The 26,597-nt window shown below is 64.1% G+C and carries 26 protein-coding genes, 1 pseudogene and 1 riboswitch; of the genes and pseudogenes, 11 read left to right on the top strand and 16 right to left on the bottom strand.

Going from position 1 to position 26,597, the window contains the following annotated elements:
* Nucleotides 1-12: 12 nt before the first annotated feature.
* A complete protein-coding gene (locus tag AC5RUQ_RS19075; protein ID WP_493948863.1) occupies nucleotides 13-987 on the bottom strand; it encodes a dienelactone hydrolase family protein in 975 nt (324 codons plus the stop codon).
* Between the two features lie 304 nt (nucleotides 988-1,291).
* A riboswitch (cyclic di-AMP (ydaO/yuaA leader) is annotated at nucleotides 1,292-1,455 on the top strand.
* Between the two features lie 3 nt (nucleotides 1,456-1,458).
* Here AC5RUQ_RS19075 and AC5RUQ_RS19080 point away from each other — a divergent pair.
* Nucleotides 1,459-2,331: a LysM peptidoglycan-binding domain-containing protein gene (locus AC5RUQ_RS19080; RefSeq protein ID WP_493948864.1), complete on the top strand. Its 873-nt coding sequence runs from the start codon at nucleotides 1,459-1,461 to the stop codon at nucleotides 2,329-2,331.
* A gap of 169 nt (nucleotides 2,332-2,500) precedes the next feature.
* Here the strand turns inward: AC5RUQ_RS19080 and AC5RUQ_RS19085 are convergent, their stop codons facing one another.
* The 6 genes from AC5RUQ_RS19085 to AC5RUQ_RS19110 all read right to left on the bottom strand — a co-directional run bounded on the left by AC5RUQ_RS19085 (nucleotide 2,501) and on the right by AC5RUQ_RS19110 (nucleotide 7,549).
* Entirely contained in the window at nucleotides 2,501-3,976 is a 1,476-nt protein-coding gene (locus tag AC5RUQ_RS19085) for a protein adenylyltransferase SelO (protein WP_493948865.1), read from the bottom strand.
* Nucleotides 3,977-3,979: 3 nt separating this feature from the next.
* Complete coding sequence (locus tag AC5RUQ_RS19090) at nucleotides 3,980-5,437, bottom strand: APC family permease (protein WP_493948866.1); 1,458 nt, start codon at nucleotides 5,435-5,437, stop codon at nucleotides 3,980-3,982.
* 66 nt (nucleotides 5,438-5,503) lie between these two features.
* Complete coding sequence (locus AC5RUQ_RS19095; protein WP_493948867.1) at nucleotides 5,504-6,448, bottom strand: ribonuclease Z; 945 nt, start codon at nucleotides 6,446-6,448, stop codon at nucleotides 5,504-5,506.
* Between the two features lie 70 nt (nucleotides 6,449-6,518).
* Entirely contained in the window at nucleotides 6,519-6,707 is a 189-nt protein-coding gene (locus tag AC5RUQ_RS19100; protein WP_493948868.1) for a hypothetical protein, read from the bottom strand.
* Between the two features lie 122 nt (nucleotides 6,708-6,829).
* Nucleotides 6,830-7,258, bottom strand: coding sequence for a hypothetical protein (locus AC5RUQ_RS19105; protein WP_493948869.1), 429 nt, complete (start codon nucleotides 7,256-7,258; stop codon nucleotides 6,830-6,832).
* Nucleotides 7,259-7,336: 78 nt separating this feature from the next.
* On the bottom strand, nucleotides 7,337-7,549 hold the full coding sequence (locus AC5RUQ_RS19110) for a hypothetical protein (RefSeq protein ID WP_430225519.1): 213 nt from the start codon (nucleotides 7,547-7,549) through the stop codon (nucleotides 7,337-7,339).
* Between the two features lie 479 nt (nucleotides 7,550-8,028).
* Here AC5RUQ_RS19110 and AC5RUQ_RS19115 point away from each other — a divergent pair, with 479 nt between their 5' ends.
* From AC5RUQ_RS19115 to AC5RUQ_RS19130, 4 genes and pseudogenes are all read left to right on the top strand, one after another.
* Nucleotides 8,029-9,543, top strand: a complete 1,515-nt coding sequence (locus AC5RUQ_RS19115; RefSeq protein WP_493948870.1) for a DUF4389 domain-containing protein — start codon at nucleotides 8,029-8,031, stop codon at nucleotides 9,541-9,543.
* 89 nt (nucleotides 9,544-9,632) lie between these two features.
* Nucleotides 9,633-10,390 (top strand): annotated as a pseudogene (locus AC5RUQ_RS19120) (SDR family NAD(P)-dependent oxidoreductase).
* 237 nt (nucleotides 10,391-10,627) lie between these two features.
* A complete protein-coding gene (locus AC5RUQ_RS19125; RefSeq protein WP_493948871.1) occupies nucleotides 10,628-10,825 on the top strand; it encodes a hypothetical protein in 198 nt (65 codons plus the stop codon).
* Nucleotides 10,826-10,880: 55 nt separating this feature from the next.
* Nucleotides 10,881-11,753 carry an HNH endonuclease gene (locus AC5RUQ_RS19130; RefSeq protein ID WP_493948872.1) on the top strand — a complete coding sequence of 291 codons (873 nt, stop codon included), beginning with the start codon at nucleotides 10,881-10,883 and terminating at the stop codon, nucleotides 11,751-11,753.
* A gap of 35 nt (nucleotides 11,754-11,788) precedes the next feature.
* Here AC5RUQ_RS19130 and AC5RUQ_RS19135 read toward each other — a convergent pair whose 3' ends face one another.
* The gene (locus tag AC5RUQ_RS19135; protein WP_163164015.1) at nucleotides 11,789-12,061 is read right to left on the bottom strand and encodes a hypothetical protein; all 273 of its coding nucleotides are present in this window, start codon (nucleotides 12,059-12,061) and stop codon (nucleotides 11,789-11,791) included.
* 241 nt (nucleotides 12,062-12,302) lie between these two features.
* Here AC5RUQ_RS19135 and AC5RUQ_RS19140 point away from each other — a divergent pair, with 241 nt between their 5' ends.
* Both AC5RUQ_RS19140 and AC5RUQ_RS19145 read left to right on the top strand, forming a co-directional pair.
* Entirely contained in the window at nucleotides 12,303-12,779 is a 477-nt protein-coding gene (locus AC5RUQ_RS19140) for a DUF2087 domain-containing protein (protein WP_493948873.1), read from the top strand.
* 76 nt (nucleotides 12,780-12,855) lie between these two features.
* A complete protein-coding gene (locus tag AC5RUQ_RS19145) occupies nucleotides 12,856-13,050 on the top strand; it encodes a nuclear transport factor 2 family protein (RefSeq protein ID WP_493948874.1) in 195 nt (64 codons plus the stop codon).
* A 719-nt stretch (nucleotides 13,051-13,769) separates the two neighbouring features.
* Here the strand turns inward: AC5RUQ_RS19145 and AC5RUQ_RS19150 are convergent.
* The 8 genes from AC5RUQ_RS19150 to AC5RUQ_RS19185 form a co-directional block, all read right to left on the bottom strand.
* Nucleotides 13,770-14,618 (bottom strand): sugar phosphate isomerase/epimerase family protein, encoded by an 849-nt coding sequence (locus AC5RUQ_RS19150; RefSeq protein WP_493948875.1) that lies wholly within the window; start codon nucleotides 14,616-14,618, stop codon nucleotides 13,770-13,772.
* 51 nt (nucleotides 14,619-14,669) lie between these two features.
* Complete coding sequence (locus AC5RUQ_RS19155; protein ID WP_493948876.1) at nucleotides 14,670-15,893, bottom strand: substrate-binding domain-containing protein; 1,224 nt, start codon at nucleotides 15,891-15,893, stop codon at nucleotides 14,670-14,672.
* Nucleotides 15,893-17,005 carry an ABC transporter permease gene (locus AC5RUQ_RS19160; protein WP_493948877.1) on the bottom strand — a complete coding sequence of 371 codons (1,113 nt, stop codon included), beginning with the start codon at nucleotides 17,003-17,005 and terminating at the stop codon, nucleotides 15,893-15,895. Before AC5RUQ_RS19160 ends, AC5RUQ_RS19155 begins: the two co-directional genes overlap by 1 nt.
* On the bottom strand, nucleotides 17,002-18,039 hold the full coding sequence (locus tag AC5RUQ_RS19165; protein ID WP_493948878.1) for an ABC transporter permease: 1,038 nt from the start codon (nucleotides 18,037-18,039) through the stop codon (nucleotides 17,002-17,004). The genes AC5RUQ_RS19160 and AC5RUQ_RS19165 overlap by 4 nt, the downstream gene beginning before the upstream one ends.
* Nucleotides 18,036-19,613, bottom strand: coding sequence for a sugar ABC transporter ATP-binding protein (locus AC5RUQ_RS19170; RefSeq protein ID WP_493948879.1), 1,578 nt, complete (start codon nucleotides 19,611-19,613; stop codon nucleotides 18,036-18,038). The genes AC5RUQ_RS19165 and AC5RUQ_RS19170 overlap by 4 nt, the downstream gene beginning before the upstream one ends.
* A 443-nt stretch (nucleotides 19,614-20,056) precedes the next feature.
* The gene (locus tag AC5RUQ_RS19175; protein ID WP_493948880.1) at nucleotides 20,057-20,416 is read right to left on the bottom strand and encodes a hypothetical protein; all 360 of its coding nucleotides are present in this window, start codon (nucleotides 20,414-20,416) and stop codon (nucleotides 20,057-20,059) included.
* Between the two features lie 51 nt (nucleotides 20,417-20,467).
* Complete coding sequence (locus tag AC5RUQ_RS19180) at nucleotides 20,468-21,316, bottom strand: hypothetical protein (protein WP_493948881.1); 849 nt, start codon at nucleotides 21,314-21,316, stop codon at nucleotides 20,468-20,470.
* Entirely contained in the window at nucleotides 21,297-23,042 is a 1,746-nt protein-coding gene (locus tag AC5RUQ_RS19185; RefSeq protein WP_493948882.1) for an NAD(P)/FAD-dependent oxidoreductase, read from the bottom strand. The genes AC5RUQ_RS19180 and AC5RUQ_RS19185 overlap by 20 nt, the downstream gene beginning before the upstream one ends.
* A gap of 203 nt (nucleotides 23,043-23,245) precedes the next feature.
* Between AC5RUQ_RS19185 and AC5RUQ_RS19190 the strand changes: the two genes are divergently transcribed.
* The 4 genes from AC5RUQ_RS19190 (at nucleotide 23,246) to AC5RUQ_RS19205 (ending at nucleotide 26,572) form a co-directional block, all read left to right on the top strand.
* Complete coding sequence (locus tag AC5RUQ_RS19190; RefSeq protein ID WP_493948883.1) at nucleotides 23,246-23,608, top strand: UBP-type zinc finger domain-containing protein; 363 nt, start codon at nucleotides 23,246-23,248, stop codon at nucleotides 23,606-23,608.
* Nucleotides 23,609-23,750: 142 nt separating this feature from the next.
* On the top strand, nucleotides 23,751-24,917 hold the full coding sequence (locus AC5RUQ_RS19195; RefSeq protein ID WP_493948884.1) for a cytochrome P450: 1,167 nt from the start codon (nucleotides 23,751-23,753) through the stop codon (nucleotides 24,915-24,917).
* A 336-nt stretch (nucleotides 24,918-25,253) separates the two neighbouring features.
* Nucleotides 25,254-25,805 (top strand): DUF3090 domain-containing protein, encoded by a 552-nt coding sequence (locus tag AC5RUQ_RS19200; protein WP_493948885.1) that lies wholly within the window; start codon nucleotides 25,254-25,256, stop codon nucleotides 25,803-25,805.
* On the top strand, nucleotides 25,805-26,572 hold the full coding sequence (locus AC5RUQ_RS19205) for an SCO1664 family protein (protein WP_493948886.1): 768 nt from the start codon (nucleotides 25,805-25,807) through the stop codon (nucleotides 26,570-26,572). The genes AC5RUQ_RS19200 and AC5RUQ_RS19205 overlap by 1 nt, the downstream gene beginning before the upstream one ends.
* Nucleotides 26,573-26,597: the final 25 nt, after the last annotated feature.

Below are 26,597 nucleotides of genomic sequence, written 5' to 3' on the forward strand. Positions count from 1 at the left end.
GCATGCCGCGCCCTAGAGGTGCTCGCCGAACCACGCGAGGGTATCGTTCCACGCCGCCGTAGCCTGGGCTTCGTTGTAGCGGTCGCCGGTGTCGTTATGGAAGGCATGGTCAACGCCGGGGTAGACAGTGAGCTGATGGACAACATCAGTGGCTGCGAGCGCATCCTTGAGAGCAGGCATCGCGCCCGTGATGCGCTGGTCAAGTTCGGCATAAACGCCGAAAACGGCGGCCCTGATGTCCGGCACTTTGGCCAGGTCAGGGGCCGGCCCATAAAACGCCGAGGTGGCTTTTAACCCGTCCAGCTCGGTGGCCGCCTGCCATGTAATGCCGCCGCCGAAGCAGTAGCCGGTCATGGCGATACGGCCGCCGTCCACGAAGTCCTGGGCTTTGAGATACTCCAGTGCTGCTGCGAAGTCGGCAACGTGGCGCGGGGCGCCGGCTTGGGTGAGGGCACCGGGAACTGCGTCGCGGTCCATGTTTGCAGTCCCGCCCTCCCGGCTGAGCAGGTCAAGGGCAAGGGCCGCGTAGCCCGCTTTCGCGAAGCGGCGGGCCACATCTTCGATATGGGGTGTCAGGCCGCGGTTTTCATGGCAGATCAGCACGGCAGGGCTGCGCCCTTCCCGCTCCGGCCTGGCCTGGTAGGCACTGATTGAGGTTCCGCCGGACGAAAACTGTACGGTCGCCGTCGTCATCCCTGGCGCACCCTCCGGAACGGAAAGCGGGCTCTTTGCCCCGGGCACAGCACCGGAACCGGCAGTGCCGGCGGCCGAAGATGTTGAAGGCTCCGGGGTGGGCATGGGGTCGGTGCTCCGCGGTACCTCACTGGGCGTACAGCCCACCAGCAGCATCGCCGCCGCTGCTGCTGCCATGCTGCCGGTGATGAAGGCAACCCGCCGGGTGAAGGTCCGCTGACTCAGCGCGCCGGCACGGTAGTCGTCAAAAAATTCCTCGATCAGGTATTTCTCATACTTGCCTAGCTGGGTCACTATGCCTCCTCGCCGGTGCCGAACATCCTCCTCCGTCCGGTACCTCCGGGCAAGGTTCGCGGCCACTTTTCGAGATCCTTTATCAGTTTGTGACAAACAACACGGCCAGATGTGCGGCGCGCCTATTTCGGGTGGTCAGCCGGATGCGGCAAATGAGTCTATTCGATTGCTAAATACGATAGGAACACCTCGTATGTTACCCAAATGTGACAATCGGTCCGGAATCAGGTTATGGTCTTCAGGTGTCCCTCTCAGACGGGACATTCCCGTCAGTATGCCGAGCCCTGCCACTGACCCGGGATTCAATCGTTTCCAGCTGGCAGGGACGGGGGAACCAAGTTTCCGCGGCCTCCTACGAGGCCTTGGGGTTAAGTCGATAGCGCCTCCGTTCCGTGCGGAGTCGCTGCCGGCCGGGTATCTCCAACCCGAACCCGACAGCTCACCCCGCAGGCATGGGAGAGGCGATCAACCGTGTCAAAAAATTCCACCACCGCCCGTCACCGCGCGACTCCGGCCCGCTCCATCGCGCTCGAGGGCTTGGCTGTCTCAGCCAAGTCGCTTGGCCGCCCGGCGCTCGCCGTAGCCGCAGCTTCCGGCATTGCCTTCGGTGTAGGCGCCCCGGCCCACGCAGGCGTTACCGGTCCGGACACCACTGAGACCACCAACACCCAGGCTTATGCAGCACCTGCTGCTGCAGTGGCTGCCCCCGCAGCAACAGCTGCAGCCAACGTGCACACCGTCGTCTCCGGCGACACCCTGGGCGCCATCTCGGCCGCCAACGGTGTAGCCCTGAATGACGTTCTGTCCGCCAACGGCCTGGCGATCGACGCGATCATCTTCCCCGGCGACCAGATCCAGATCCCCGGTGCCGGTGCCGTTGCAGCTGCTCCGGCTCCCGCCAAGGCTGCTGCTCCGGCTCCCGTCAAGGCTGCTGTTGCTGCCGCTCCCGCTAACACCGGAATGAACCTGTCCTACGCCTCCACGACGCCTGCTCCGGCTCCGGCAGCACCCGCTCCGGCACCGGCAGCCGCCGGCACCGGCACCGGCGCAGCCATCCTGGCGGCCGCTTACGGCCAGCTGGGCGTCCAGCAGGACTGCACCGCCATGGTGGAGAAGGCTCTCCGCTCCGTGGGCAAGGGCGTTGGCGACCTCGCCCCGGGCCAGTTCTACCAGTACGGCTCCACTGTGGGCACCCCCGCTCCCGGTGACCTGGTGATCACCGCCGGCCACGTGGGCGTCTTCGCCGGCAACGGCCAGGTTGTCAGCGGCGGCGTGGACGGTTTCAAGACCGAGGTCCACTCCATCAGCTGGCTCAGCGGCGCTTCCTTCGTCCGCGTAGCGTAGTCACACCACCCGAACAGGGGCGGCAGACGGGATTGTTCCCGGCTGCCGCCCCTGTTTTGTTGTCCGGGCCTGTTGTTGCCAGGCCCTGTTTTGTTGTCCGGCCCTCCAGGCAGCCGGCCCGCAGGTGCCTTGGCTGCTTATACTGTGGCTGCTTCAGTGCCGTGCGTGCTCAGGTGCCGCAGAAGGTCTGGTAGCTGCCGAAGTCCTCCGGCGCTCCCTCGGTGTAGCGTTCGACCCCCGGCCGCTCGTGGAAGGGGTCACGGACCACGTCGAGGAGTTGGTTGAAAGGACCAAGGTCTCCCTCCGTTGCTGCGGCGAGCGCTTCCTCCACCAGGTGATTGCGCGGTATGTAGGCGGGGTTGACCCGGTCCATCATGCCGGCGTCGGGTTGCAGGGCACGCCACCGCTCCGCCCACGCGTCGAAGGCAGCCAGGTCAAGGACCATTCCCCTGGCCGGGCGGTCATTTCCCCTTGCCGCGTGGGCCAGGTTCCGGAGAAAGGACGTGTAGTCGATTGGTCCGTCCCTCAAGAGTGCCACCAGCCCGTCCACCACCTCCGAGGCTTCTTCAGCCTCAGGGGTTCCCGCTGGGGCTTCCGCCACACCGAGTTTGGTTTTCATGCCGGAGAACCATGCGTCACTGTATTGGCGGCGGAACTTGCCGAGTGCCTCGACGGCAGGGGCCACGGCCTGTTCCTGGTCCTCGTTGAAAAGCGGCAGCATGGCCTCGGCGAGTCGGGCCAGGTTCCATTCGGCAATGACCGGCTGGTTGGCGTACGCATAACGCCCGCCGACGTCAATGGAGCTGTAGACCGCGGCAGGATTAAAGGCGTCCATGAAAGCGCAGGGCCCGTAGTCGATGGTTTCTCCGGAGATGGTCATGTTGTCCGTGTTCATCACGCCGTGGACGAATCCCACCAGCATCCACTGCGCCACCAGTGATGCCTGGGCGGCCACCACCCGTTCGAAGAGCTCGAGGTAGGGGTTTTCTGCTTTGGCGGCATCAGGGTAGTGCCGGCTTATGGCATGGTCGGCCAGGCGGCGCAGGAGGTCCAGGTTTTCGGTGGCCCTTGCGTACTGGAAGCTGCCCACGCGCAGGTGGCTGCTGGCTACCCTTGTCAGCACGGCCCCGGGAAGCATCGTGTCGCGGCGTACGGGGCGGCCGGTGCCCACCACGGCAAGGGAACGTGTTGAGGGGATGCCGAGTGCGTGCATCGCCTCACTGACGAGGTATTCCCGCAGCATTGGTCCGACGACGGCACGGCCGTCCCCGGCGCGGGCAAATGGTGTGCGGCCCGAACCTTTCAGGTGGACGTCCCGGAGCCTGCCCTCCGCGTCGGTCACCTCGCCGAGAAGAAGGGCACGCCCGTCGCCCAGGAGTGGCGAGTAGCCGCCGAACTGGTGGCCGGCATACGCCTGCGCAACCGGCGTCGATCCCTCCGGGACGTGATTGCCCAGGAGGAGACGTACGCCCTCGGGGGACCGGAGGTATTCCGGATCAAGCCCCAGCTCCCTTGCCAGCCCGTCGTTGAGGATGAGCAGCTTCGGCTCGGGGGCCTCCTCTGCCTGCCAGGGAACAGCCAGCTCGGACAGTTCCCTGGCGAAGCGTCCGTCAAAGGTGACCGTCGATTCTGCAGCAGCTGTCATTTGTTAAGCCTTTCCTCTTGCTTTGTTCTCAGGTTGACCCTGGTTCGTTCTCCGGTTGATCAGCCACGTGACGAACCAGAGCACAACGCCGATGGCCATCAGGCCGCCGGCAATCTGGTACTGGATGGGATTCCTGCCCACCCAAGGCCCGGCCAGGAAAGCGCACAGCAGGGCGGCCACCACGGGCAGCTGCCCCGGGGAGGTGAAGAACACCTTGCGGTTGGGGTCCCGCTTGCGCCGCAGCACCACACACGCCACGTTCACTACCGTGAACACGCACAGCAGCAGGAAGGCCGTGGTGCCCGAGAGGTTGGCCACGATGTTACTTTCCGGATCGCTGGTCACGTACAGGATGAGTCCCAGTGCCAGGACGGTTGAGAAGAGGATGCCTGCCCACGGCGTGCGGCGGACCAGCAGGACTTTCCCGAGGGCAGGTGGCAGGACGCGTTGGCGTGCCATGCCGTAAATGAGGCGGCTCGCCATCAGCATGTTGATCAGCGCCGTATTGGCTACGGCAAAGACCGCCAGGAACGGGAAGATCCTGTCGATCGGGAAATCGGGAGAGCCTTTGTGCACTACTTCAAGGAGGGCCGCACCCTCGGCTTCCCGAATGTTTTCCAGCTCTGTGGGCGTCAACACGCTGACCACGGAGACCGCGACCAGCATATACAGGAGCACGGCTATTCCCAGGCCGGTCAGCATGGTGCGGGGGAAGATCCTTTCCGGGTTCCTGGTTTCCTCCACCATGTTCACGGAGTCCTCAAAGCCCACCATGGCGAAGAACGCGATGGATGTGGCTGCCGTGACCGCGAGGAACATTCCCTTGTCCTGGTAGTCGTTGAAGACGAAGATCTCCCCGGGGTTCCCCGTCCCCTGGGACATCACAAAGAAGCCGACGCCGATCACGATGCAGAGCGCGATCATCTCCACCAGGGTTAGCACCACATTGAACTTCACACTCTCCCCCACGCCGCGGAGGTTGATGGCGGCGAGGAGCAGCATAAAGCCCATTGCTACCGCGGTGATGACACCCTGCCCGGGAAGCCCCATCCAGCCGTTGATCTCGAACCCGCCGAACAGGTTCTGGGCCAGGACGTTCGCGGAGGTGGAGGCGCTGGTGATGCCTGAACAAACCACGGCGAAGGCCACCAGGAAGGTGACGAAGTGGATGCCGAACGCCTTGTGTGTATAAAGGGCGGCACCGGCGGCCTGCGGATACTGCGTGACCAGCTCCAGGTAGGAGAAGGCCGTCAGGGTGGCCACCACGAAGGCCAGCAGGAACGGCAGCCACACGATGCCGCCCACGGTTCCTGCCATGGTTCCCGTGACGGCATAGACGCCTGCACCCAGGATGTCGCCCACGATGAAAAGCAGGAGGAGCTTGGGGCCAAGGACCCGTTTAAGTTCGGGTTCCCTTCCTTCAGGAGTAGCGTCGAAGACTTCTTCGGAAGTTTTGCTCATTGTCGACCTCCACAACACGGTGGGCGGGTGGGCCCGGGGTGCATACCGGATAATTCACTCTCTACCTCATGGTTGGGTTTGGCAATCATCCGCCCTGCCCCCGCTCGTCAGGATGGGGTCCTGGTGCCACCGCCGCCGTTTCGGGAAGGCAATCCTTTGCAGGTCGTGTGCCGTAATGACCGTTGCCCGGGCGGCGCGGGCGCCGGCCTGCGCACCCAAGCCGCTGACGTCGTCGTACCTTGCCGAAAAGTGCGTCAGCACAAGGGTGTTTACATCGCCGCCGGCGGCCAACGCTCCAGCCTGCCCGGCTGTGAGGTGGCGGTACTGGGTGGCGAGCGGGGCGTCGTCGTCACTGAAGGTGGACTCCGCGACAAGGAGGTCGACGCCGTCCGCCAGGTCCTCCGCGCCCGCACAGGGAGCGGTGTCCATAACGAAGGCGAAGCGCTGGCCCGGCCGGGGAACGCTGACGTCGTTGATGTGGACGCCGGCCAGGGTGGCCTCGCGCTGGAGGCGTCCGACGTCGGCCCCCGTGATCCCCGCTGAGGCAAGGCGGTCGGGCAGCAGGGTGCGGCCATCCGGTTCGACCAGCCGGTAGCCGTAAGTCTCGATGCGGTGCTTCAGCGGCCGGACCTCCAGGCCTTCCGCCACAGTCCCGCTCACGCCGTGCGGATGAAGCCGCAGGTCTATCCCGGCCGAGCTGATGGACACCAAGGCGCGGACCACCTCGGCGCCGGACGCCGGGTAGTGCAGGTGGACGGGGTGGGCCACTCCGTCCAGCGCCATGCGCGACAGCACGCCGGGCAGGCCAAAACAGTGGTCTCCGTGGACGTGGGTGAGGCAGATGCGCGTGATCTGGGTTGCGGAGACGCCTGCAAGGATCATCTGCCGCTGGGTTCCCTCACCCGGGTCGAAGAGCAGCCCCTGGCCGTCCCAGCGAAGCAGGTAGCCGTTGTGGTTGCGGGTCCGGGTGGGAACCTGCGAGGCGGTGCCCAGGACGACGAGTTCGCGCATGGTTTTTAGTGGGACCAAAAAGCAGGTTCCGGAATGATCCGGGACCTGCTTCGTGGTTCAGTGTGACGGGTCAGCGCCGCTTGAGCATGCCCATGATTTTGCTGGCCATGCCGCCGGTGCCCGGCCGGCCGCCCATGCCGCCTGTGGTGTGGGGCGTCCGCCCTGTGGCGTTCATTCCGGCGCCGCGGACTGTTCCGCCGGTGCCGGACCTGCCTGCGAATCGTCCAGCGGCATTCTTGATCATGCTTCCCAAGTTCATGTGAAACTCCTTCAGTCTTGATCCTGCCAACCGATATTCATCAGCCTGCTTATCATTTTAGCGTAGTTTCGATGTACGGCTAGGGCAGAAGCCCTGCCATCTTCCTCCGTTGGCGTTGGGTGCTAGCGCTCCATGTCATCCGGGTCGAATTCACTGAGGGGCGAGCCGCCGAAGTTTTCCTGGTCGTCGCTGGCGTCCGCTTCCAGGCCGGTGGGGTCTTCGCCGAAGTCGACATCGGCAACCGCCTCGCCCAAGGTCGGCGTGCTTGCCGGGAGTTCGTCCCCGGCGCCATCTCGGGTCGCCTTCATGTCGTCGCGCAGTGTCTGGTCGCTGAGGAAATCCTCCTCCTCGCCGGAGACTTCGTCCTGCAGCAGCGGATCCTCCTGCCAGCGGTCAGGGTTGTTCTCCGCGGCGCCGGGGTAGCTGTCAGGCTGGCCGCCCACAACGGGATCCAACTCAAAGGAAGAAGCCGCGCCGGGGGTCTCGTCAAGGAGCACATCGTTCTCCTCGACGATCTCAAGTTCGTCGTCAGGCAGGTTCTGTTCCGTCATGGTGATGCCTTTCTCTTCAGCGGCTTTGCGGATAATAGTAAGCATACTGACGAAAGGGGTGACGTGTGAACTCCCGCATCATTGCAGGAGCCACGATCCGTCCTGCGGCGGCTTGGGCTTATGGCGCAGTTTGCGGATCAGGACAAGGAAGGGCCAGGCCAGGAGTTGCAGCAGGCCGGCCGTGAGCAACAAACCGACTACAAGAACAAGCACAGGCGAGTACAGCAGGAAAACACCAACTCCGGCTGCAATGTAACCGGCAATCAGCGCTAGAACGGCCCCAGGGTCCACGGGGACTCCTCTTTGGTTTTGTTAAGTCATGGGTCTGTGATGAGTGCTGCGCGGCAGGCCGGAGCACGGCGGTTGAAGGAGACTTTGCCCGTTACATGCGGCCCGCAGCCCCAAGGGCCCCGAACCGCGGAAAACCGGCAATCAGAGGGGTTCGAGCAACCACTAAGCATCACTTCCGGAACGCTGGGGATATCCACACCCAGTCTTCAATGGTGGCCGCACACTTCCTAACGGTGACCCCAGCGTACTCTCCTCCCAGCAGGCGTGGAAGTAGCGGCGCAGGGCGGGTCAGCAGGGCTGCTCAACCCCTCCGGGCCACCCTGAAACCGGCTCAAATTAGGTATCGACAAGCCGCCCCATCCGGAGCACACTGTCCCTACGCTGGGCGGCCTCCCCGCGGACTCCGGGCAGTTCGCGGGTATCAAAGTAAACAGGCGCCGTTGAGACTGGACGGCCCCGCAGAGAGGCGGGACAGCATCGTGAAAAAGACCGCTGCAGTGATAATGCTCATCCTGGGGATCCTCATTTCGCTCTTTGGCTTGACGGTACTGGCGGGAGGAGCCGTGGCGTCCGTGGTGGGCTCTGCCCAAGGCGACGGATTCCTGACGTCAGGCACTGCCCGCCTTTCCGTTGGCTCGCATGCTCTGACGACGCCCCGGCTTGACGCCGTCGGCGAGGGCATTCCGCCACGCCTGCCCTTCGACATCGGTACGCTCAGGCTGCGGGCCTCCTCCGCGGAGGCCGGCAAGGAGATCTTCATCGGCATCGCTTCCCAGGCCGACGTCGAGCGGTACCTTGCGGGCGTGCATCACTCGGAGCTGCTTGAGGTGGACGGCCGGCCCTTCCGGGCGGAGTACCGTGACATTCCGGGTACCACTGCACCGTCACCGCCGGGAGATCAAACGTTCTGGACCGCATCCGCGTCGGGTGCCGGAGAGCAGGAGCTTACCTGGGATCTTGCCGCCGGCAGCTGGGCAATTGTCATCATGAATGCCGATGCCAGCCTCGGCGTCGACTCAGAGGTGCAGGCCGGGTTCCGGTCCGAGCTGATTTGGCCGGCAGCCACGGGCCTGCTCGTGGGCGGAGCCGTTGCACTGGTGATCGGGATTCCTTTGCTCATTCTGGGAGCCGCCGGACTCGGACGGCATGCGGGACCGCCCTCCGGTGGACCGGGCGGGGCACTGCCCGGCACCACGGTGGGAGTTCCGGCAACGCCGGGAGCAGCTCAGCCGGCCCTCCCCCGCCCGGCGGAGCCAGCGGACCGGACACCCTACCCGGCACGGCTCATCGGCGAACTTGACCCCGCCATGTCGCGCTGGATGTGGCTGGTGAAATGGTTCCTGGCCGTTCCGCATTTCATCGTGCTGGTCTTCCTCTGGTTCGCGTTCCTCGTGACCACGATCTTTGCAGGGTTCGCCATCCTGTTTACCGGCCGCTACCCGCGGCGGTTGTTCAATTTCAATGTGGGGGTTCTGCGGTGGAACTGGAGGGTCGCCTTCTACGCCTACGCCGCCGCAGGCACGGACCTCTACCCGCCCTTCACCCTCGCCCGCACGAACTATCCTGCCGACTTCGAAGTGGACTACCCCGAACGGCTCTCCCGCGGGCTGGTCCTGGTCAAATGGTGGCTCCTTGCAATCCCGCATCTGCTCGTCGTCGCCGCGCTCGCCGGTACCACCTGGACGTGGCAAGCGGATACCGTTGACTTGGGGACTACTTACGAACGTGGAACAGGGCTTTCCCTGTTGGGGCTGCTTGTCTTGATTGCCGTGGTGGCATTGCTCTTCACTGGCGGGTACCAGCGCCCGCTGTTCGACCTGATACTCGGGATCAACCGCTGGATTTACCGGGTCCTCGCCTACACTTCGCTGATGCGTGACGAGTACCCGCCGTTCCGACTCGATCAGGGCCCCATCGAGGTCCCGCGGCCGGTCCTGGCCCCGCCACATGGGGGGACGACTCTCCCCGGGGGCGACGCGACGGCAGGGCAATAGGCTGGCTTCCAACTCCAGGCTGTAGCGTGGATCACAGCCTCAACCATCGGAATTGTCGCGAACGCCGCGGCGACTGAGAGGAAGTCAATATGGCACAGTTCACCGGCAAAGTCGCCATTGTCACCGGAGGCGGCTCCGGCATCGGCGAAGCAATCAGCAAGGAGTTGGCTGCCAAAGGAGCCAGCGTCGTCGTCACTGATATTAACCTTGAGGCGGCGCAGCGCGTTGGCCAGGAAATATCCGACGGCGGCGGAACCGCCTCGGCGGTAAGGCAGGATACTGCCAGCAAGGAGGACGCCGAAATGGTGGTCCGCCACGCCGTGGATACATTCGGGGCACTGCACTTGGCGGTGAACAACGCCGGCATTGGCGGCAAGCAGGCGCCGGCCGGTGAAACGGACCTCGACGAATGGGACAAGGTCATTGGCGTCAACCTCAATGGCGTCCTGTACGGGATGCGGTACCAGATCCCCCGGATGCTTGAGGCCGGCGCAACGAGATGTTCGATTGTGAACATGGCCTCCATCCACGGCACAGTCGCTGCCCTCGGCAACGGCGCCTACACCGCTGCCAAACATGGCGTCGTGGGGATTACCAAGAATGCTGCGGCCGAGTACGGCCCGCAGGGACTACGGATCAACTCCGTCGGCCCCGGCTACATCCGGACACCGCTCGTCGAAAGCAGTCTTAGTCCTGAGGTCCTGCAGGTCCTGAGGGCAAACACGCCCTCAACCGCCTAGGTACCGCGGAGGAAGTCTCCCACCTCGTTTGCTTCCTGTTGTCAGAAGAGGCTTCCTTCATGACAGGCGGCTACTACCTGGTCGACGGAGGTTACACCGCCGTCTGACGGTTTATGCCTACTCCCGGTGGCGTCAGTCGGTGTCCGCGACACAGAAGTGGTAAGGCCTTTCGCCATGCTCTTGATGGGCTTGCTGCCACATAGGCTGGTGGAGTGACTCCTGCTCCGTCCCCCACTCCGCTCGCGGGACGCCCAGGAGCTACAGCAGTTTGCCTTCGTGGACTCACGTGCCGACATGGGCGACAATGAAACGACGGATGAGGACAAGATTAAGGTGGTTGGAGTATGAGCGCAGCGTCATCTGAACACCGCTTCGTTCCTACTCCCCGTAGCAGCTCCCCTGCCAAACCGGCCCAACAGAAGACTTCCCCGGCTGAGCATCGCGTCCAAGTAGCAGCCGCCAGGCTGCGCGTCACGCTTGATCAGCGCCTGGGACGCGAGACACCGGCCAAGACCAAGGCGCTGGCCAAGGAACCTCTCTAGGTCCCGCCGTTCAAGCTATGGGACGCGATCCGGTGTGGGCTGGAGCAGGTGAGTGGTGGCTGCAGTAATTCTGGGATGGAACCCCAACCGGTGGAACGGCTGGAACTACCGCGCCGCCGTCGAGCAGGTTGCGGAGTCCGGCCGGTTCCTGCAGCGCTGGAGCGCCGGCGACAACCGGGACATCCTGGCGGGAACTGAGGTTTGGCTCTTGCTGCAGGGAGGCACTGACGCGTGCGCCGGCCTGATCGGCCATGGCGTGGTGCTCTCCGAGCCTTCAGAGGCCGTCCATTCCGGGGATGCTGATGCACCTGGCTGCTATGTCAGCGTCGCTTTCGACGCCCTTCTCCCCCTTGGCGAGCAAATACGTCCCGACGCCCTCAGCGCAGCCGTCCCTGCGATTCCCTGGGGTGACGCACAAGGTTGCTCAAGTCTGGCCGTTCCGCCTGAGGCGGAACATGATCTTCGCCAGCTTTGGCGGGACCACGGACCTTCGGCAGTGGAGCCTATGCAGCTGGTTTCGGGAACGTACCCGCCGCACGCTGTCAGCACTGTCGAGGTAAACCGCTACGAGCGAAACCCTGACGCTCGGCGCGTGTGCCTGGCCTTCCATGGAACGTCCTGCGCTGCGTGCGGTTTCTCATTCGAGGCCTCCTACGGCGCTATTGGCACGGGTTTCATTGACGTGCACCACGTCGTGCCGCCAGTAATGCTCGGGGACGGGTACCAACTGGACCCTGTTGCTGACCTCGTACCGTTATGCCCCAACTGCCACGCCATGGCACACCACGGCGTGGCCTCGCCGCGGACAGTCTCGGAACTCCGGAGCATCATTTCCGCCGCCGGCCATATGACGGGCGAGGTGGTCAGCGAGCTGGCCCTCCAAGCCCAGGAGGATGCGCGGCGCATCCTCGAAGGGCGCCAGGACTGACATGCCGGCAGGACCGAAAAGGACGGCGGCGCCAATTACTGTCCGGCTGGTGTGGTCCCGAACATCAGGGTCCGGCGCCGCACGTCGTAATACACCGTTGCCGAGCGCTTCAAGAGGTTTTGGAGAACCTCGGCGTCCTCCGCATCGAGCGTGAGCACTTCTTCCCACGCGCCCTGGTCAAGGACCAACTGGAGGGTCCAGGTGCCAGGTTTCGCTGCTTCTCCGGCCACCCAGCTGAACTGGTAATGGTTGACTTGGCGGACTTGGATGCTGTCATCGGTTATCGGTTGTTTTGGGTTGGGGCTCATCGTCGCCTCCTGGATTAGTGGTGGCTGGGCCTACTGCACCGCCAGAACCAATGTAGACCCGCTGCCCATCGTGATCCAGACCCTGCCGAAGGGCTGGAGGCGGGCCGCCCGCGGTTCCGCAGGCACTGGCACCAGGACTACGATTTCAGCACCGTGATCGGTACAGGTGGGCGCAGATGCAGAGTGAGGAAATGCTGTGGCCGGAGGGACGAGGTTTAGCGGGCCCCATTGGCGGCGAGTGGTGGCTGCCCTCGCCAACAGCGACGCCCGAACGGCCTACGCACAAATTGTGCTCGGAGCAGAGCTTCCCGAGGTGCTTGCTGGCGCACAGGATCAGCGGCGAAACCGGGCGCTGGATAGCCTGCTTGAGTCTGGCCTCGTCGAACGGAATGCCGCGGACGAACTGGTGGCACCTGAATCGATCTTCCGGGACCTTTTGGCTCAGCAACCTCGGCGCCAGCCGCAGAGCGGAGTGGACCGCTTTATGCGCCTGGGCAGGATCGAAAGGTATCCAGCCAACATGTCGGAGCGGCGCGAGCTGCTGGCTTGGATCATCAGCGAAGCCATCGAGCCCGGCGAGAACCTTACCGAAAAGCAGGTTAATGAACGGCTCCTCAGTTATACCGAGGACGTTGTGATGCTGCGCCGCTACATGGTGGACTTCGGACTGTTGGAGCGGACCGCCTCGGGCTCGTCCTACTCCCGTAAACTGCGTTAGCCGGACTCACTTCCAGTTTTGGTGGAGCGATTCGATCTGGCCAGGCCGTTGGAAATGGACTGATTTTCTGGCGTGGGTGAGGACTGCGCTGTATAACGCGGAACTGGCCATCCACAACGGCGATATGGCATACACCGCCGGCCTCGAGCACACCTCGACCTCAGTGGACGGTGAGCCGCGCAGCTACGTCCTGCGGGCCACGCAGATATACCGCCGCGAAGACGGCGACTGGAAAGTCGCACACCGCCACGGCGACACCGTTACTGGTTAAAGGCCGTGAACCATGCTTGTGGCGGTGCTGCCTGAGGGGGCCATCTGGAGCGGCAGACTTCTATACGGTTACGCAGCTGTTGTATTGAACGGCAAGGTTGCCCACCATTGAAGGGTGGGAATGAAGGACAGGCGCCACCTGGTTGCGCTTGCGCTGTGCCTGCCATTCCCTCTTGGCGGTATGACGGGGTGCTCCTATGACTACCCGGAGCCCGGGACGGTGAACACCCCAACAGCCCCCGCGCCAGCAACAGCGTCGCTCCCGCCATACAATAGCAGGCACGTCCTGGAGCAGGAGGCAAGGAACTACGCTCAGCTGGAGCGGCTCCTCAGGACATCACCGGGACCAGTCCTCCTTTCCGAAGTGGGGCCACTGGACGGACCCGACAGGGGCTTTGGCACGTTCGAGAAGGTGTCCGCGGCCGGTCAGTACACGGTCACCGCGGCCTGTGTTGGTGCAGCAGGCGCGAAGGTCTTCGTTGGACAGGAGCATCCCGGGGCACCCTTTCGGCCGGTGGAGCTCGAGCTGGATTGCGCCGGGGCCACATCACAGGTCATCGCACTTCAACAGGGGTACGTTTTCGCGCATCTGTTCCTGCCCAGCCCGGGCGATACGCCGTGGACGGGGGCGGTTGGCGGTGTGCGTGTAAGCGGGACCGGGTGACCTTCAGTAGGTAACCAGGCCGATCCTGCCGCTGCCACAGCCCCAGGCGCTTTCGACTACAGGCCGCGCAGGAAAGCCAAGCCTCTTGCGGCCAACTCGTCCTGGCTCGGGGCCAGCGGCCGCCAGATGGAGGCAGCAACGGCAATCGCGGCATTATCGGCAGTGAAACTTTCAATGTTCAACGGTCCGCTGTAGCCCACCTCGTCCAAGGCCTGCAGGAAGCCTTCCCAGTTGGTCTGGTCTCCGCCGGGAGCGCCCCGGTCGTTCCCGCACACCTGCACGTGCACCACGTGTTCGCCGGCCGCCCGGACTGCGGCGGCCAGCGAACGCTCCTCGATATGAAGGTGGTAGCTGTCCAGAGCAAGGCCCACGCCGTTGCCAAGTAACGGCTCCAGGGCCTCGAGCGCCTGGTCCACCGTGTTGATCAGCGACGTTTCATACCGGTTCAGCGGCTCAATACCGAGCACTACGCCCGCTTCCAGGGCCCGGGCGGCTACCGGCTCCAGGTTCCGGCGCAGCTCGGCGTAGGCCTCCCGCCGCTGCCCCGCCGACATCTGCCAGACGCGGCCCGTCCGGGCGTAGAAGGGACCGCAAACAGTGGGCGAACCGATACTGCTGGCCATGGTGACGCAGGCCATGAGGTAGGCCTGGGTCCGTTCCACGGAGGCCGGGTCCGTGGCTACGAGGTCCCGGCCCGGCGCCATGGCACCAACAAGAAACGGTGAAAGCCCCGTGGACTCCAGCGATTCGCGCACCGCGGCGGCAGTGAAGTCGCCGGGGTTTTCCAACGGGAGTTCGACGGCGTCAAACCCCAGCGCGGCGATCCTCGCCAGGTGCCCGCCCAGGTTGGCATCGGTCAGGGGAGATTCCCAGACCCATGTGCTGATCCCGATGGAACGCTTCACGCCGCTCCCTCCAACGCCACTCCCTTCCACGCTGCTCGCAAAGGGACAGTGTCAGGGTATCTGCCGCTGCTGCCAAACCTGCGGGTAGCCGGGGAGGTCTTCTCCGCCGAACTTGGCGTAGTGGCCGCCGGGCATCCCCTGGTTGCGCTGCAGCCAGTCGTCCAGCTCGTCCGCGAGGATGGGCTTCTGCGGGAGAATCCATTCTGCCGGGACTTGCTCACCCTTGAAGATCTTTTCCACGGCCAACAGCGGGGTCCGCCACTGGAAGTTGGAGTAGACAGGGGCCATGGCATCGATGCCGGTCTCCTTCCACTTGGTCAGGAAGCTCATCTCATCCTCGCCGGTCATCACCGGAAGGTCCTTGCCGGCATCCTCGAACGCCTCGAGGGCAGCCACGGCACCGTCGCCGGCGTCCATCCAGACGCCCCGGACGTCGCCGGTGGCCAGTTCATCGGAGATGATTTTCTTGATCTCGGTGGGGTCCGCCCCGGTGAAGTAGTCCTTGGCCTCGATCCCCTTCTCCTCGAAGATCTTCTTCGCCGCCGCCCAGCGGTGTTCCAGCACGTCCACGCCGGGAAGGATGCGGAGGGCCACCACCTTGTCACCGGACTGCAGCTTGTCGGTCAGGAACGTGGCGGTGTCAATGCCCCAGGCAAAGCCGCCGATCGGGTGGATGAACGTGGTGGCGCAGTCCGTTTCCACCCCCCGGTCAAAGACAACCACCGGCTTGCCGGTCTCGCAGGCGCGTTCCACAGCCTGGGTCAGGGCCGCCGTCGAGTTGGGCGAGATGACGAACGCATCGCAGTTTCCCTCGTCGATGAAGTAGTCAATGTCCGCAATCTGCGTGTTGTCGTTGTCCTTGGCGTCCCGGGTTTCCATCTCGGAAATGACCCCTGAGTCCTGCAGGACCTTGAGCTGCTGGTTCATGGTGATCCAGCCGGTCTGGCGCCACGGGTTCGAGATGGACGCGTTGGCGAAGCAGACCTTCTTTGCCCCCGTTGAGGCGAACTTCGCGGTGTCCGTCATGTCACCGGCAATGTACTGCAGGTAGGGCTGCTCCGCATTCCCTTCGAAGGTCGCTGAGCGTTGCTCAAACTGGTCATCGTACAGCTTCTGGTCAAACCAGTCCTGGCTCGCCGGAGTGGTTGCCGCGGGCGAGCCGGTACCCGGCGCCGTCGTTTCGGTAACTGACGGATCCGTGGTGGTACAGGCGGTCAGCACCACCAGCGGCAACGCCGCCCCAAGCGCGACAGCGCGGATAGAGTGTTTGCGCATCAGACTCGATCTCCTCCTTGTTCGGTGCCCTCGCGGGGCATAGGTGCTGCGCTTAGCCGGTGCCGTTCGTCATGGGCAGCGGATGCGGCGCCCTTGCGTTTTCGCTGCCATGACTTGGACGCTGCTGCCACAGCGATGATGATGATGACCCCCTGGACCGTGTCCCGCCACGTGGCCTGGACGCCCATGAAGTTCAGGAGGGTGAACAGCGCCTCGAGGGCAAACGCGCCTGCTGCCGCAGACAGGACCCAGCCGCGTCCGCCTCCCAGCACCACGCCACCGAGGACGACGGCGGTGATCGCCGTGAACTCGTAACCGCGCCCCACCGAAGGATGGACTCCGGCATAGCCCACGAGCAGGATGCCTGCCACGGTGGCCGACAGTGACGAGATGATGAACGCCCGAGTCCGCACCCACCAGACGCGGGAACCGGACAGTTCAGCAGCCCTCGGGTTGTCGCCCACTGCGATGAGCATGCGGCCAAAGGGGCGGCGCATCAGGACCACGGCCAGGATGGCCACCGCCGTCAGGATGATCACAGGGTAGGGAATGATGTCCAGAACCGGGACATCCTGGATCCCGCCCCGCCCTATCTGGCGGAAGCTGTCCGCCGGGTTTCCCTGGGCCGCGCCGCCCGTCCAGTAGAGGACCAGCCCGAGCAGGGCCAGCATCATGCCCAGCGTCACAATGAAGCTGGGCACCTTGAGCAGCGTTGTGATCAGTCCGTTCACCAGTCCGATGAAGGCGCCGAGCACAAACATGAGGATCAGCACCGGGATCACCCTGGAATCGTCCTGCCGGATGAGGTTGCCGGCAACGATGACCTGCATTGTCACCACCGATCCCATGGACAAGTCGAATTCGCCGCCCACAATGACGAAGTACTGGCCGACGGCGGCGATGGCGATCGGCGCTGTCCTGCCAATGAACCGGATGAAGGAGCCCGGCTCCCCGAAGGAGGGGTTCAGGGCGATGATGGCCGCCAGGAGGCCGATCAACAGGATGAAAACGGCGCCGCCGGGGGTCCGCAAAGCCCGCAGGAGCCGCTGGGAACGGCTGGCGCGGTTTTGCCGGAGGACCGCGCTGCGCCCGGAGGGCAGTGCCGCGCTCATGGCCCCTCCGCCAATGCAGCCTTTGCGGCAGGCGCTTCCGCAGAGCCCTTCGAACTGAAGCGCTCCGGCCTGTTGACGATTCTGCGGCGGGCGTACACGGCGACCGCGACGACGATCACCACGCCCCTGACTACGTCCTTGAGGAAGGGGTTGATCTGCATGACGGACATGATGTTGTCCAGCATGGCGAAGATGAGGACGCCGCCCAGGGTTCCGGTGATGGTCCCTTTGCCGCCGGCAAGCAGGGTGCCGCCGAGGACCACGGCGGCGATGGAAAGCAGGTCGTAGCCGCCCTGCGAGCCCACCGTCGGGCTGCCCACACCCAGCCGGCTGGCAAGGAGCAGCCCCGCCATTCCGGCCATCACCGAACAGATCACATGGGCCGTGATGACAGGCAAGTCGATGCGGATTCCAGACGTCCGGGCCACGGAAATATCACCGCCGACGGCGTAGAGGTGGTGGCCCATCCGGGTGCGGTGGAGCAGCAGCATGGCCAGCCCCGCGCAGGCCAGCATAATGATGGTCGAAATGGGAACTGGTCCCAGGCCGGTCGCCCCGATCAGCCGGAACGAGAGCGGGGTCTGCCCGAAGCTGCCCTTGAAATTAGTAGCGAGATAGCCGCTAATGATCAGGCCCATGCCCAGCGTGGCGATGAACCCGTGCACGTTGAGGCGGGCCACGATCAGCCCGTTCGCCAGGCCGATGATGGCCGCGGCGCCCAGCGTGAGCAGGACCCCGGGCACGACATTACCCGGGTTGTTGGCCATCACCCCGGCGGCAATAAGGCTGGCCAGGCTGGCAACATAGGGGACAGAGAGGTCCAGGCTGCCGGCGAGGATGACCAGCGTCTGTCCGATCGCGATGAAACCGAGGACGCTGGTTCCGGTCAGGATGCTGGAGATATTGCCCTGACTGAAGAAATTCCGCCCGATCGTGCTCACGAGAACGGCACCAACGATCAGGGTCAGCAGCGCCACCAGGTAGACAATCTCTGTGGAGGACAGGCGGTCGATGAAGCTGCCCCGTTGTTTCATGTTCCTCCTCCAGGTGTGGTCCTGGCGCCCGTTCCCAGCTGCAGGACGGCTTCCTCGGACGTCCCGGCCGGAAGTTCGCCGGCCAGGCGCCCGTCGCGCATGACCAGGATCCGGTCCGACATGCCGATGACCTCCGGCAATTCGCTGGAGACCATCAGGATGGCTTTGCCTTCGGCTGCCAGCTTGCGCATCAGCTGGTACACCGCCACTTTGGCTCCCACGTCAATGCCGCGGGTCGGTTCATCCAGCAGGACCAGGCGGGGGCGGATGGCCAGCCACTTGGCAAGGACCACTTTCTGCTGGTTCCCGCCGGAGAGGTACTGCACCTCCTGGTCCAGGTCCCGGGCCACGACTTCCAGGGAGGAAAACACACCGGGGATCTCGGTTCGGGCGGCGCCTGTGCGGCGCGGGAAAACGGACCTGATCACGGTCAGCGCGTTGTTCAGGATGGACTGGTTCAGGCTCAGGCCCTCAGCCTTGCGGTCTTCCGTGATGAGGGCCATCCGCGCCCGGACCCCCTCCCGCGGCGACTTCGGCAGGACTTCACGGCCTTCCACCTTCATGGTGCCCCGGGTAAAGGGGGCGGCGCCGAAAATGGCGTGCAGCAGCTCAGTCCGGCCGGAGCCCTGGAGGCCGGCCAGCCCCACAATCTCACCCGGCTGAACGCTGAAGCTGATCCCGTCCAGCTGGCCGTTTCCAGCCGCCTCCAGTTCGAGGATCGGACCTGCGGGGACATCGGCACCGCTGTCCGTCCGGGGCAGTTTGTCCGGGAAGAATGCTGAAATGGGCCGGCCCACCATCAGCCGGACCAGCCTTGTATCGTCGAGTTCCGAGGCGGGGCCGGTGCTGACCACGCGGCCGTCCTTCAGGACGGTGATGACATCGCACAGGTCAAAGAGCTCCCGAAGCCGGTGGGACACATAGAGGATCGCCGTTCCACGTTCCCGGAGGCGGGACACGATCTGGTAGAGGAGCTCAACTTCGGCGCCGGCCAGTGCGGCGGTGGGTTCGTCCATGGAAACGATCCGGGCGTCATAGCTGACAGCCTTCGCAATCTCCACTACCTGCTGCTCAGCCACCGTCAGGGTCCGCACCTGCGCGGTAGGCCGGATGGCAGTGATCCCGAGCGACTCAAGCAGCTCCGCCGTTTTCGCGTTCATCAGCGCCTTGTTCACCAGGACTCCGCGGCGCGGCTCCCGGCCCAGGTAGATGTTCTCGGCCACTGTCCGGTCGGGAAGGAGATTAAACTCCTGGAATACCGATGACAGCCCGGCTTCGTGGGCCTTCGTAGGGTGGCTGAAGTTGACTTCCTCGCCGTCCAAAAGCACTGTTCCCGCGTCCGGCTGGTAGACCCCCGCGAGCACTTTCATCAGGGTGGACTTCCCGGCGCCGTTTTCGCCCACGAGCCCGTGAACCTGGCTCCGGTGAAGGGTAAGGTGGGCGTCTTCCAGCACGGGAATGCCGAAGAAGCTTTTGGTCAGTCCACGGACTTCCAGGAGTGGCGGCGGGGCCGCGGAACCCTGAGTGAGCCCACCGGGGATTGACGCCGCGCCATTCCCTTGGTGGTTCTCCATCGATCCGCCCACGCCTAACTGTTACAGGGGCCATTCTGTTCCGTCAAGGAAAATGATTGCTTACTACTACGGGGTGAGATCCATCAGTTGTACAGAGGTCATGAACGGGTAACGGCGGTACTACTTCAATCACGTGTTAGTAACCCTTGGAAATCATGGCGGCCATCCACGCGGCCCGGTCCCTAAAATTAGCCATGGATCCGATTCCTGCGGTGATTGTCATTATCGGTGCCGCTTTCGCCTGGATTGGTTTGACGGCATTCGCCATCCTGAGGCTGCGCCGCCGCCGGAACGGGTCTTCACTGGTGGCCTCGGCTCCCCCTCCTGCCGAGGCCGGCAGTAGCCGTCCGCACAGGGCATGGCGCCGTGTCCGGCCCTTAACAGGACAAAGAGCGAACCGACGCCGGCTGCGCCGCGGGAAGGTCCGCAGGTGATGGTTTCGGTCAGCTCCGGGTCAGATCAATAGACCTGCGGATAGCGACGATCCTGACGGCCACTCCGGTCAGGACAAGGCCGATTCCCAACGCCATGAGGATCCAGACAGGGACCGACGCGGAATCGATGTTCCGGTAGCATTCTGCCGCCAGTTCGGTAGTCCGCAGCTGCACGTCTGCCATTTCAGCTGCACGGCTTTGCGGGAGCAGCGGGCTGCCACACAGCGGCCCCACTGTCTTCAAGCCGATAACGACACTGAGGATCTGGACGGCGAATCCCACGGCGATCGTCAAAATCCAGCCACGGCGTTGACCAAGGTCCTGATGGATGGCCTTGGTCGTATTTCCCGGAGAATCTTGAACCGCCATGCTTAGAGCTTAGTGGGGACTGGAAGGCCGCTCACGTAATTTAGGCCCGCGCTACCGGCGAAAAGAAAGCGCGAGCGCCCATCCGCCGGCCACTCCGATGGCAAGGAGTACGGTTACGAAGCCGATCGCCGGTGCGCTCGCCCAGGCCAGGGCACCGCCATACCGCAGCAGGGCAAGCGCCTGCAGAATGACGAAGGCAACAGAGGTCAGGGCTACGGGGCGGACGGTGCGAAGGTCGGCGCTCATCTGGCCCTGCGCGGCCGCCCACCCAAGACCGACCAGCCATGCTCCGATCGCCCTGGCTGTGAGCTCGGACAGCGGCCACGGCCACCATGCCGCGGCGGGAATGGGTGCTGCCAGGAGCGCCACGCCATACAACAGCAGTATCGCGGCGATTCCCACCAGGAGCAGCCGCAGCGCAGGGGGCAGCACCGGCCATCCCGCTGCTAGGGACCTTGAGGCAGGACGCCGGGAGCGGATCTGTATCCAGCTGATGACCAGCATTGCCACCGGGACGATCGCATAGATCGCCAGCCATGCCCAGGCGGCTACTTGCGCAAGGGTGGCAGTGCCTGGCGACAGGTGGAAACGGTCGAGATGAAGCAGGGTGACTCCGAGGGTCAATGCCGTGAAGCCGAACACCGGCAAGACAGCCAGCCTCGCTGATTCCCAGCTCGCTGAGCGGGCGCCCGCCACCTCCAGGCCGGCTGCTGACCAGTAGGCTGCGCCGAGGAAGACGGCGGTCATGGGCGGATTGACTGTCCACGCGAACCATTCCGCAGTCCGGAGCGGAAACACGAACAGCACCAGCCCGGCAAGGAACACGAGGAATGCAGCGAGGTAGAGCAGCCGCCGCATCGGTGGAATCAAGGGCGTGGCCTCAGGTGAAGCGGACGTCACCGGGCAGTTCCTCGGGTGCGGCTGCCTCTCCGGGGTTAGACGGTGGGACAGGCAAAGGGTTCTCGGCCAGGTAGCTGTGAAGCATCGAGACCACAGTGGCGCCGTCCCCCACTGCGGTAGCCACTCTCTTGATCGAACCGGCCCGCACGTCGCCGATCGCGAAAATGCCGGGCATGCTGGTTTCCAGCGCCAATGGCGGCCTGTCCGTCCTGGCGGACCCGGCGTCACTGACATCCCGGCTGGCTCCTGTGCGCAGAAAACCGGCCGGGTCACGCTCTACGGTCTCGGGCAACCAGGAAGTCCGCGGAACCGAACCGATCAGCACGAACAGGCCGCCCGCTTCGATCTCCTCATCCGGGGTTCCGTCGGCGGCGCCGGATGCGGACACCCTGACGGCGGCAAGGAATCCGTCCTGGTCGCGGGCCCCCACGATCCTGGTGCTATAGCGGACCGCAATGTTCCGGGTGGCCTCAAGTTGGGAGATGAGGTACTCCGACATACTGACTGACAGTGTGGGTCCACGCACCAGCAGCGTCACCTTTTTCGCGTACTTCGCGAGGTGCAGAACCGCCTGTCCGGCCGAATTGCCGCCACCCACCACGCAGACGTTCTTTCCGGCCATCGACGGCGCCTCGGAGACTGTGGCCCCGTAGAAGACGCCTCTGCCCACCAGATCCTCCAGCTGAGGAATGCCGAGGCGACGGTAGTCCACGCCGGTGGCCACTACAACTGCACGGCACCGTACGACAGTGCCATCGGAAATCGACACAGCGTACACCGCTCCATCCACACCGAGCCCTTGCACCTTCCGCAGAAACAGGAAGTCCGTGCCCAAAGTCCATGCCTGGTGAAATGAGCGGTAGGCCAGATGGGCACCGCTCACACCGCGGGAGAAGCCAGGGTAGTTGCGGATCAACGAGCTGGTGCCGGCCTGGCCTCCCACAGCTTCTCCCTCCACCACCATGGTGGACAAGCCCTCGGAGGAGGCATATACGGCGGTCGCGAGACCGGAGGGGCCGGCTCCCACAACCACCACATCGAAGATCTTGTCCGCCGGTGGCGGTCGCGTCACCCCCATTGCTTCGGCAATTTCTAAGTCACTGGGGTTCTCGAGGACAATGGGTGGAGCCGTGAACTCCAGCACTAGGACCGGCAGCACGGGGTCGCGCAGGTTCACGCTCTCGAGCGTCCGTTCCGCCAGTTCGGACCCGGCAGGGTAGAAACCCACCGGGATGTGGTTTCGGCTCAAGGAGTCGCGCAGCGTATGCGTTCTTTCGTCGCCTACCTCCCCGATCAGCCGGACCGCCTCGAACCCAAGCCCCTGGGCCAGGTGCCAGTCATCGAGGGCGTCGGTAATAGCCCCATGGAATTCCTCGTCGCGCGATCGTTCGGGACGGATGATCACCAATTCGGCGTAGCCCTGCCCGATCGCCCGGAATACAGTGGGGGCGCTAGCGAAATCGCCCCATGTCACTACAACGCCACGCTTGGCGGCCGGGTGAAAGCCATACGCACGCCGGAGGAAATCGAGCCCACCGCGGTCAGCCGGCCCGTAGCACCCGAGTATGAGGGCAACCGGGCGATTCCAGCGCCGGAGCCCCTCAAGCACCGCCCGCCCGTGGGCGTGGTCGGCGCAGGCCACCACCTCGTAGTCGGCACCGTAGCGACGACGTAACTCGTCTTCAAGAATGCGCCGAGAGGCTGAGTCTCCGGTAGCAATCAGCATGATCGGAACCGAGTGATCCATAGCCGCCGTCTCTCCGGTTCAATGGTTCGGTGGCGCTCACGATACTCGCGCCGGGACAGTGGGGACAAGGGGTGCCGCTGCCTCCGGGAAGGTCCTTAGCCACCGGGAACGGAGTAATATCAGCCCCGGTTGTCCCGTTGATTCTGGCATTTTCCCAAGGCACGGAGATTTTGGAGGACACGATGGAGAATCGTCCTATTCCGGGAATCAGCCTCGTCGCCATACCCAGTGGAACAGGGTGTCTGGAGTGCCTCAGGGGTGACGGCCCGGGGTGGTGGCTACATCTCCGCCGCTGCGCCCAATGCGGCCACATCGGATGCTGCGATTCATCACCCTCGCAGCATGCCAGTGCCCACGCGCGCACCGTCGGTCACCCCGTCATGAGGTCCTTTGAACCTGGGGAGGACTGGTTCTACGACCACACCACGAAGAGATTCTTCCGCGGCCCGCGGCTTCCGGATCCTCAGTCGAGGCCACCGGAGCAGCCGGCACCTGCACCGGAAGACAAGGTACCGGCGGACTGGCAAGAACGCATCCACCGGTAACGGCGAATCCAGAACCAACCGCTTTACCGCCTGCTAATGACCCAGGAGCAGGCATTGGCTAAAATCAAGGCTCGACGCTCAGTCGACCCAGGCCCACCGTCCGGTCGACCGATAGGGCTCCCGGCGAGCAGAGAGGCCAGCCGTGGACTTCATCCAGTCCGCTGAACATCAGCTCAACCCCTTTCCCCACTACGAACGAATGCGGGAAACTGCCCCTGTCCATTACGACGAACAATCCGGAAGTTGGCACGTCTTCCGGTACGACGACGTCCAGCGGGCACTGTCCGAATATGCAACATTCTCGTCGCGCATGGGCGGGGACGATGCATCGGGGACCGGCCAACTATTCGCAGCGAGCCTGATTGCCACCGATCCCCCAAGGCACCGGCAGCTACGATCCCTGGTGACCCAGGCGTTCACGCCCAAAGCCGTGGACGCGCTGGCTCCCCGTATCGCGGCGCTCACTGACGAGCTTTTGGAGGGGATCGCGGCCCGCCGCAGCGCAGACCTGATTAAGGAATTGGCTTACCCGCTGCCGGTCATAGTGATCGCCGAACTTATGGGTATCCCCGCGGAGGACCGTGAGCGCTTCAAACAATGGTCCGACGTGATTGTCAGCCAGACGCGGACTGATTCGACCAGTGAGAACCACTCCGGCACAAACGTGGAGATGACGGAGTATTTCCTGGCCCTGATCGACCAACGCAGGCGCCGGCCAGGCCAGGACCTCATCAGCACCCTGCTGGCAGCGGAGATTGACGGCCAAAAACTGACGGTGCCCGAACTGCTCGGTTTTTGCGCCCTGCTGCTCGTCGCCGGCAATGAGACCACCACCAATCTGATCGGCAACGCGGTTTTGTGCCTGGCTGAGTACCCCGGCACCATGAACCGCCTGCTGAGGGAACCCGCCCTGCTTCCCCAGGCCATCGAAGAAGTGCTGCGCTTTCGATCGCCGGTCCAGTCCATGTACCGGGTGACGGTCACGGCGACTGTCTTGGGAGACGAACTGATTCCGGCCGGCGCACCGATCGTGGCTTGGATCGGCTCCGCGAACCGCGACGAGCGGCAGTTCCAGCGGCCTGCCGAGTTCGACGTGGACCGCGGCCAGAACCGGCATCTGGCGTTCGGCCACGGCATTCACTTTTGCCTCGGCGCCCCGCTGGCCCGGCTCGAAGCCAGGATCGCGCTGGGTGCCCTACTGTCCCGTTTGCCCGGGCTTGCTCTGGACCAGGGAGCCCACCTGGAACGAATGGAAAGCACCATCATCTATGGGCTGAAGGCGCTCCCGGTAAGTTGGCAGAGGGCCTGACCGCCTACCTCAAGATCGCCGCAAAAAATCCCAAAGGTGGAAAAACACCCTTCCATCTTGTTCTTCAGGCTTCATAGAGTGTCCCCACACGGCAGCAAAACATCTACGTCGGGGGGACGTATGAACATGAGCAGTATTCCGCCCAAGGCAAAGGAAGCACATATCACGGACGCTCCTGTTCCTGCTCCGCCCACCAAACCCTTGGTAAAGCCGCGTGCAGTACAACAAACTTCCCTTGCCAGGAGACGGGAACATGAGATCCAACGAGTAATCCGCGACCTCGCCACCCTTGCAACTAATCAGGCACCATGAAGCACCCGTGCCTAAAATGCTCTTATGCCTACACGTGTTCATGAATTTGCCTGGCCCGACCGGGTCGTCGTTGGAACCATCGGCGTTCCGGGGTCGCGCACGTTCTACCTGCAGGTACGCACAGGTCAGCAAATTGTGAGCATCGCTTTGGAGAAGCAGCAGTCGGCCCAGCTCGCCGAGAAGATTGACGAAATCCTCGATCAGCTCATGACCCTCGAGGGCAACCCTTTCAGCGTTCCCACAGGTACTCCCATTGAGCTCGTCGACAATGACCAGCTCGAGGCGGTCGAGGAGCAGTTTCGAACCGGCGCCCTGAGCCTGGGTTGGGACCCGACGACGGCGCAGGTGGTCATCGAGGCATACCCGCTCGCGGAAGTTGATGCTGAGGACGACGGGTCATTCGAGGAAGACGACGCTGAAGTGCCCGAAATGCTGTTGGTGCGGATGCCGGTCGGTACCGCCCGTGCCTTCGCCAAGCGCACCCGTGAGGTTGTCGGGGCCGGGCGTCCCGCATGCCCCCTTTGCGGTTACCCTGTGGACCCAGACGGACACGTCTGCACTCTTCCTGAGGTCTGATGCCGGCGCCCGACCTGCTGACTGCCGAGTTGACGCTCACCGGCCGCATCACGACGGCGTCGAACGCTACATTCGTGGGTAGTATCGGCGACACGACGGTCGTCTATAAACCGATAGTCGGGGAGAAATTGTTGTGGGACTTTCCCGATGGCTTCCTCGCCCACCGGGAGGTTGCCTCCTACCTGGTCTCTGAGGTCCTCGGCTGGAACATAGTGCCACGCACTTGGCTCCGCGATGGTCCGTTGGGCATAGGGATGGTGCAGCTCTGGCAGGAGACAGACCCCGGCCAGAACGCGGTGGACCTTGTGGCAACGGACGACGTCCCGGAAAGCGGTTGGAAACACGTCCTTGAGGGTCAGGATGAGGAGGGGCGGATGGTCGCCCTCGTCCACGAGGACACACCGGCACTGAGACGCATGGCGGTGTTCGACGTCGTCGTGAACAACGCCGACCGCAAAGGCGCACACATCCTTGCCATGACGGACGGGCACCGCCACGGCGTGGACCATGGACTCACTTTTCACCGTGACCACAAGCTGCGCACGGTGCTGTGGGGGTGGCTGGGAGACGCTCTGACCGTTGAGGAACTTGAGGGCATCGATCGTGTCAGCGAAGGGCTGGACGGTGAGCTGGGCCGAAGCCTGGCGGACCTGCTCTCCGCCCAAGAAATTGCGTCGGCCGCCGTGCGCTGCGCCCGGTTGCGCCAGTTGGGTCGGTTCCCTGCTCCGAGCGGTGAAATGCCGGCGGTGCCCTGGCCGCTGTTCTGAGGGCCACCCGGCGAATCTGCATCAA

This window comes from Arthrobacter sp. MDT2-3 (assembly GCF_059090465.1).

Bases quoted from the DNA above. Each gene is read 5' to 3' on its own strand.
- AC5RUQ_RS19200 (WP_493948885.1), top strand. From the start codon at position 25,254: ATGCCTACACGTGTTCATGAATTTGCCTGGCCCGACCGGGTCGTCGTT.
- AC5RUQ_RS19175 (WP_493948880.1), bottom strand. From the start codon at position 20,416: ATGGCGGTTCAAGATTCTCCGGGAAATACGACCAAGGCCATCCATCAG.
- AC5RUQ_RS19155 (WP_493948876.1), bottom strand. From the start codon at position 15,893: ATGCGCAAACACTCTATCCGCGCTGTCGCGCTTGGGGCGGCGTTGCCG.
- AC5RUQ_RS19085 (WP_493948865.1), bottom strand. From the start codon at position 3,976: ATGACAGCTGCTGCAGAATCGACGGTCACCTTTGACGGACGCTTCGCC.
- AC5RUQ_RS19170 (WP_493948879.1), bottom strand. From the start codon at position 19,613: ATGGAGAACCACCAAGGGAATGGCGCGGCGTCAATCCCCGGTGGGCTC.
- AC5RUQ_RS19185 (WP_493948882.1), bottom strand. From the start codon at position 23,042: ATGCTGATTGCTACCGGAGACTCAGCCTCTCGGCGCATTCTTGAAGAC.
- AC5RUQ_RS19125 (WP_493948871.1), top strand. From the start codon at position 10,628: ATGAGCGCAGCGTCATCTGAACACCGCTTCGTTCCTACTCCCCGTAGC.
- AC5RUQ_RS19135 (WP_163164015.1), bottom strand. From the start codon at position 12,061: ATGAGCCCCAACCCAAAACAACCGATAACCGATGACAGCATCCAAGTC.
- AC5RUQ_RS19090 (WP_493948866.1), bottom strand. From the start codon at position 5,437: ATGAGCAAAACTTCCGAAGAAGTCTTCGACGCTACTCCTGAAGGAAGG.
- AC5RUQ_RS19100 (WP_493948868.1), bottom strand. From the start codon at position 6,707: ATGAACTTGGGAAGCATGATCAAGAATGCCGCTGGACGATTCGCAGGC.
- AC5RUQ_RS19105 (WP_493948869.1), bottom strand. From the start codon at position 7,258: ATGACGGAACAGAACCTGCCTGACGACGAACTTGAGATCGTCGAGGAG.
- AC5RUQ_RS19190 (WP_493948883.1), top strand. From the start codon at position 23,246: ATGGAGAATCGTCCTATTCCGGGAATCAGCCTCGTCGCCATACCCAGT.
- AC5RUQ_RS19095 (WP_493948867.1), bottom strand. From the start codon at position 6,448: ATGCGCGAACTCGTCGTCCTGGGCACCGCCTCGCAGGTTCCCACCCGG.
- AC5RUQ_RS19165 (WP_493948878.1), bottom strand. From the start codon at position 18,039: ATGAAACAACGGGGCAGCTTCATCGACCGCCTGTCCTCCACAGAGATT.
- AC5RUQ_RS19205 (WP_493948886.1), top strand. From the start codon at position 25,805: ATGCCGGCGCCCGACCTGCTGACTGCCGAGTTGACGCTCACCGGCCGC.
- AC5RUQ_RS19160 (WP_493948877.1), bottom strand. From the start codon at position 17,005: ATGAGCGCGGCACTGCCCTCCGGGCGCAGCGCGGTCCTCCGGCAAAAC.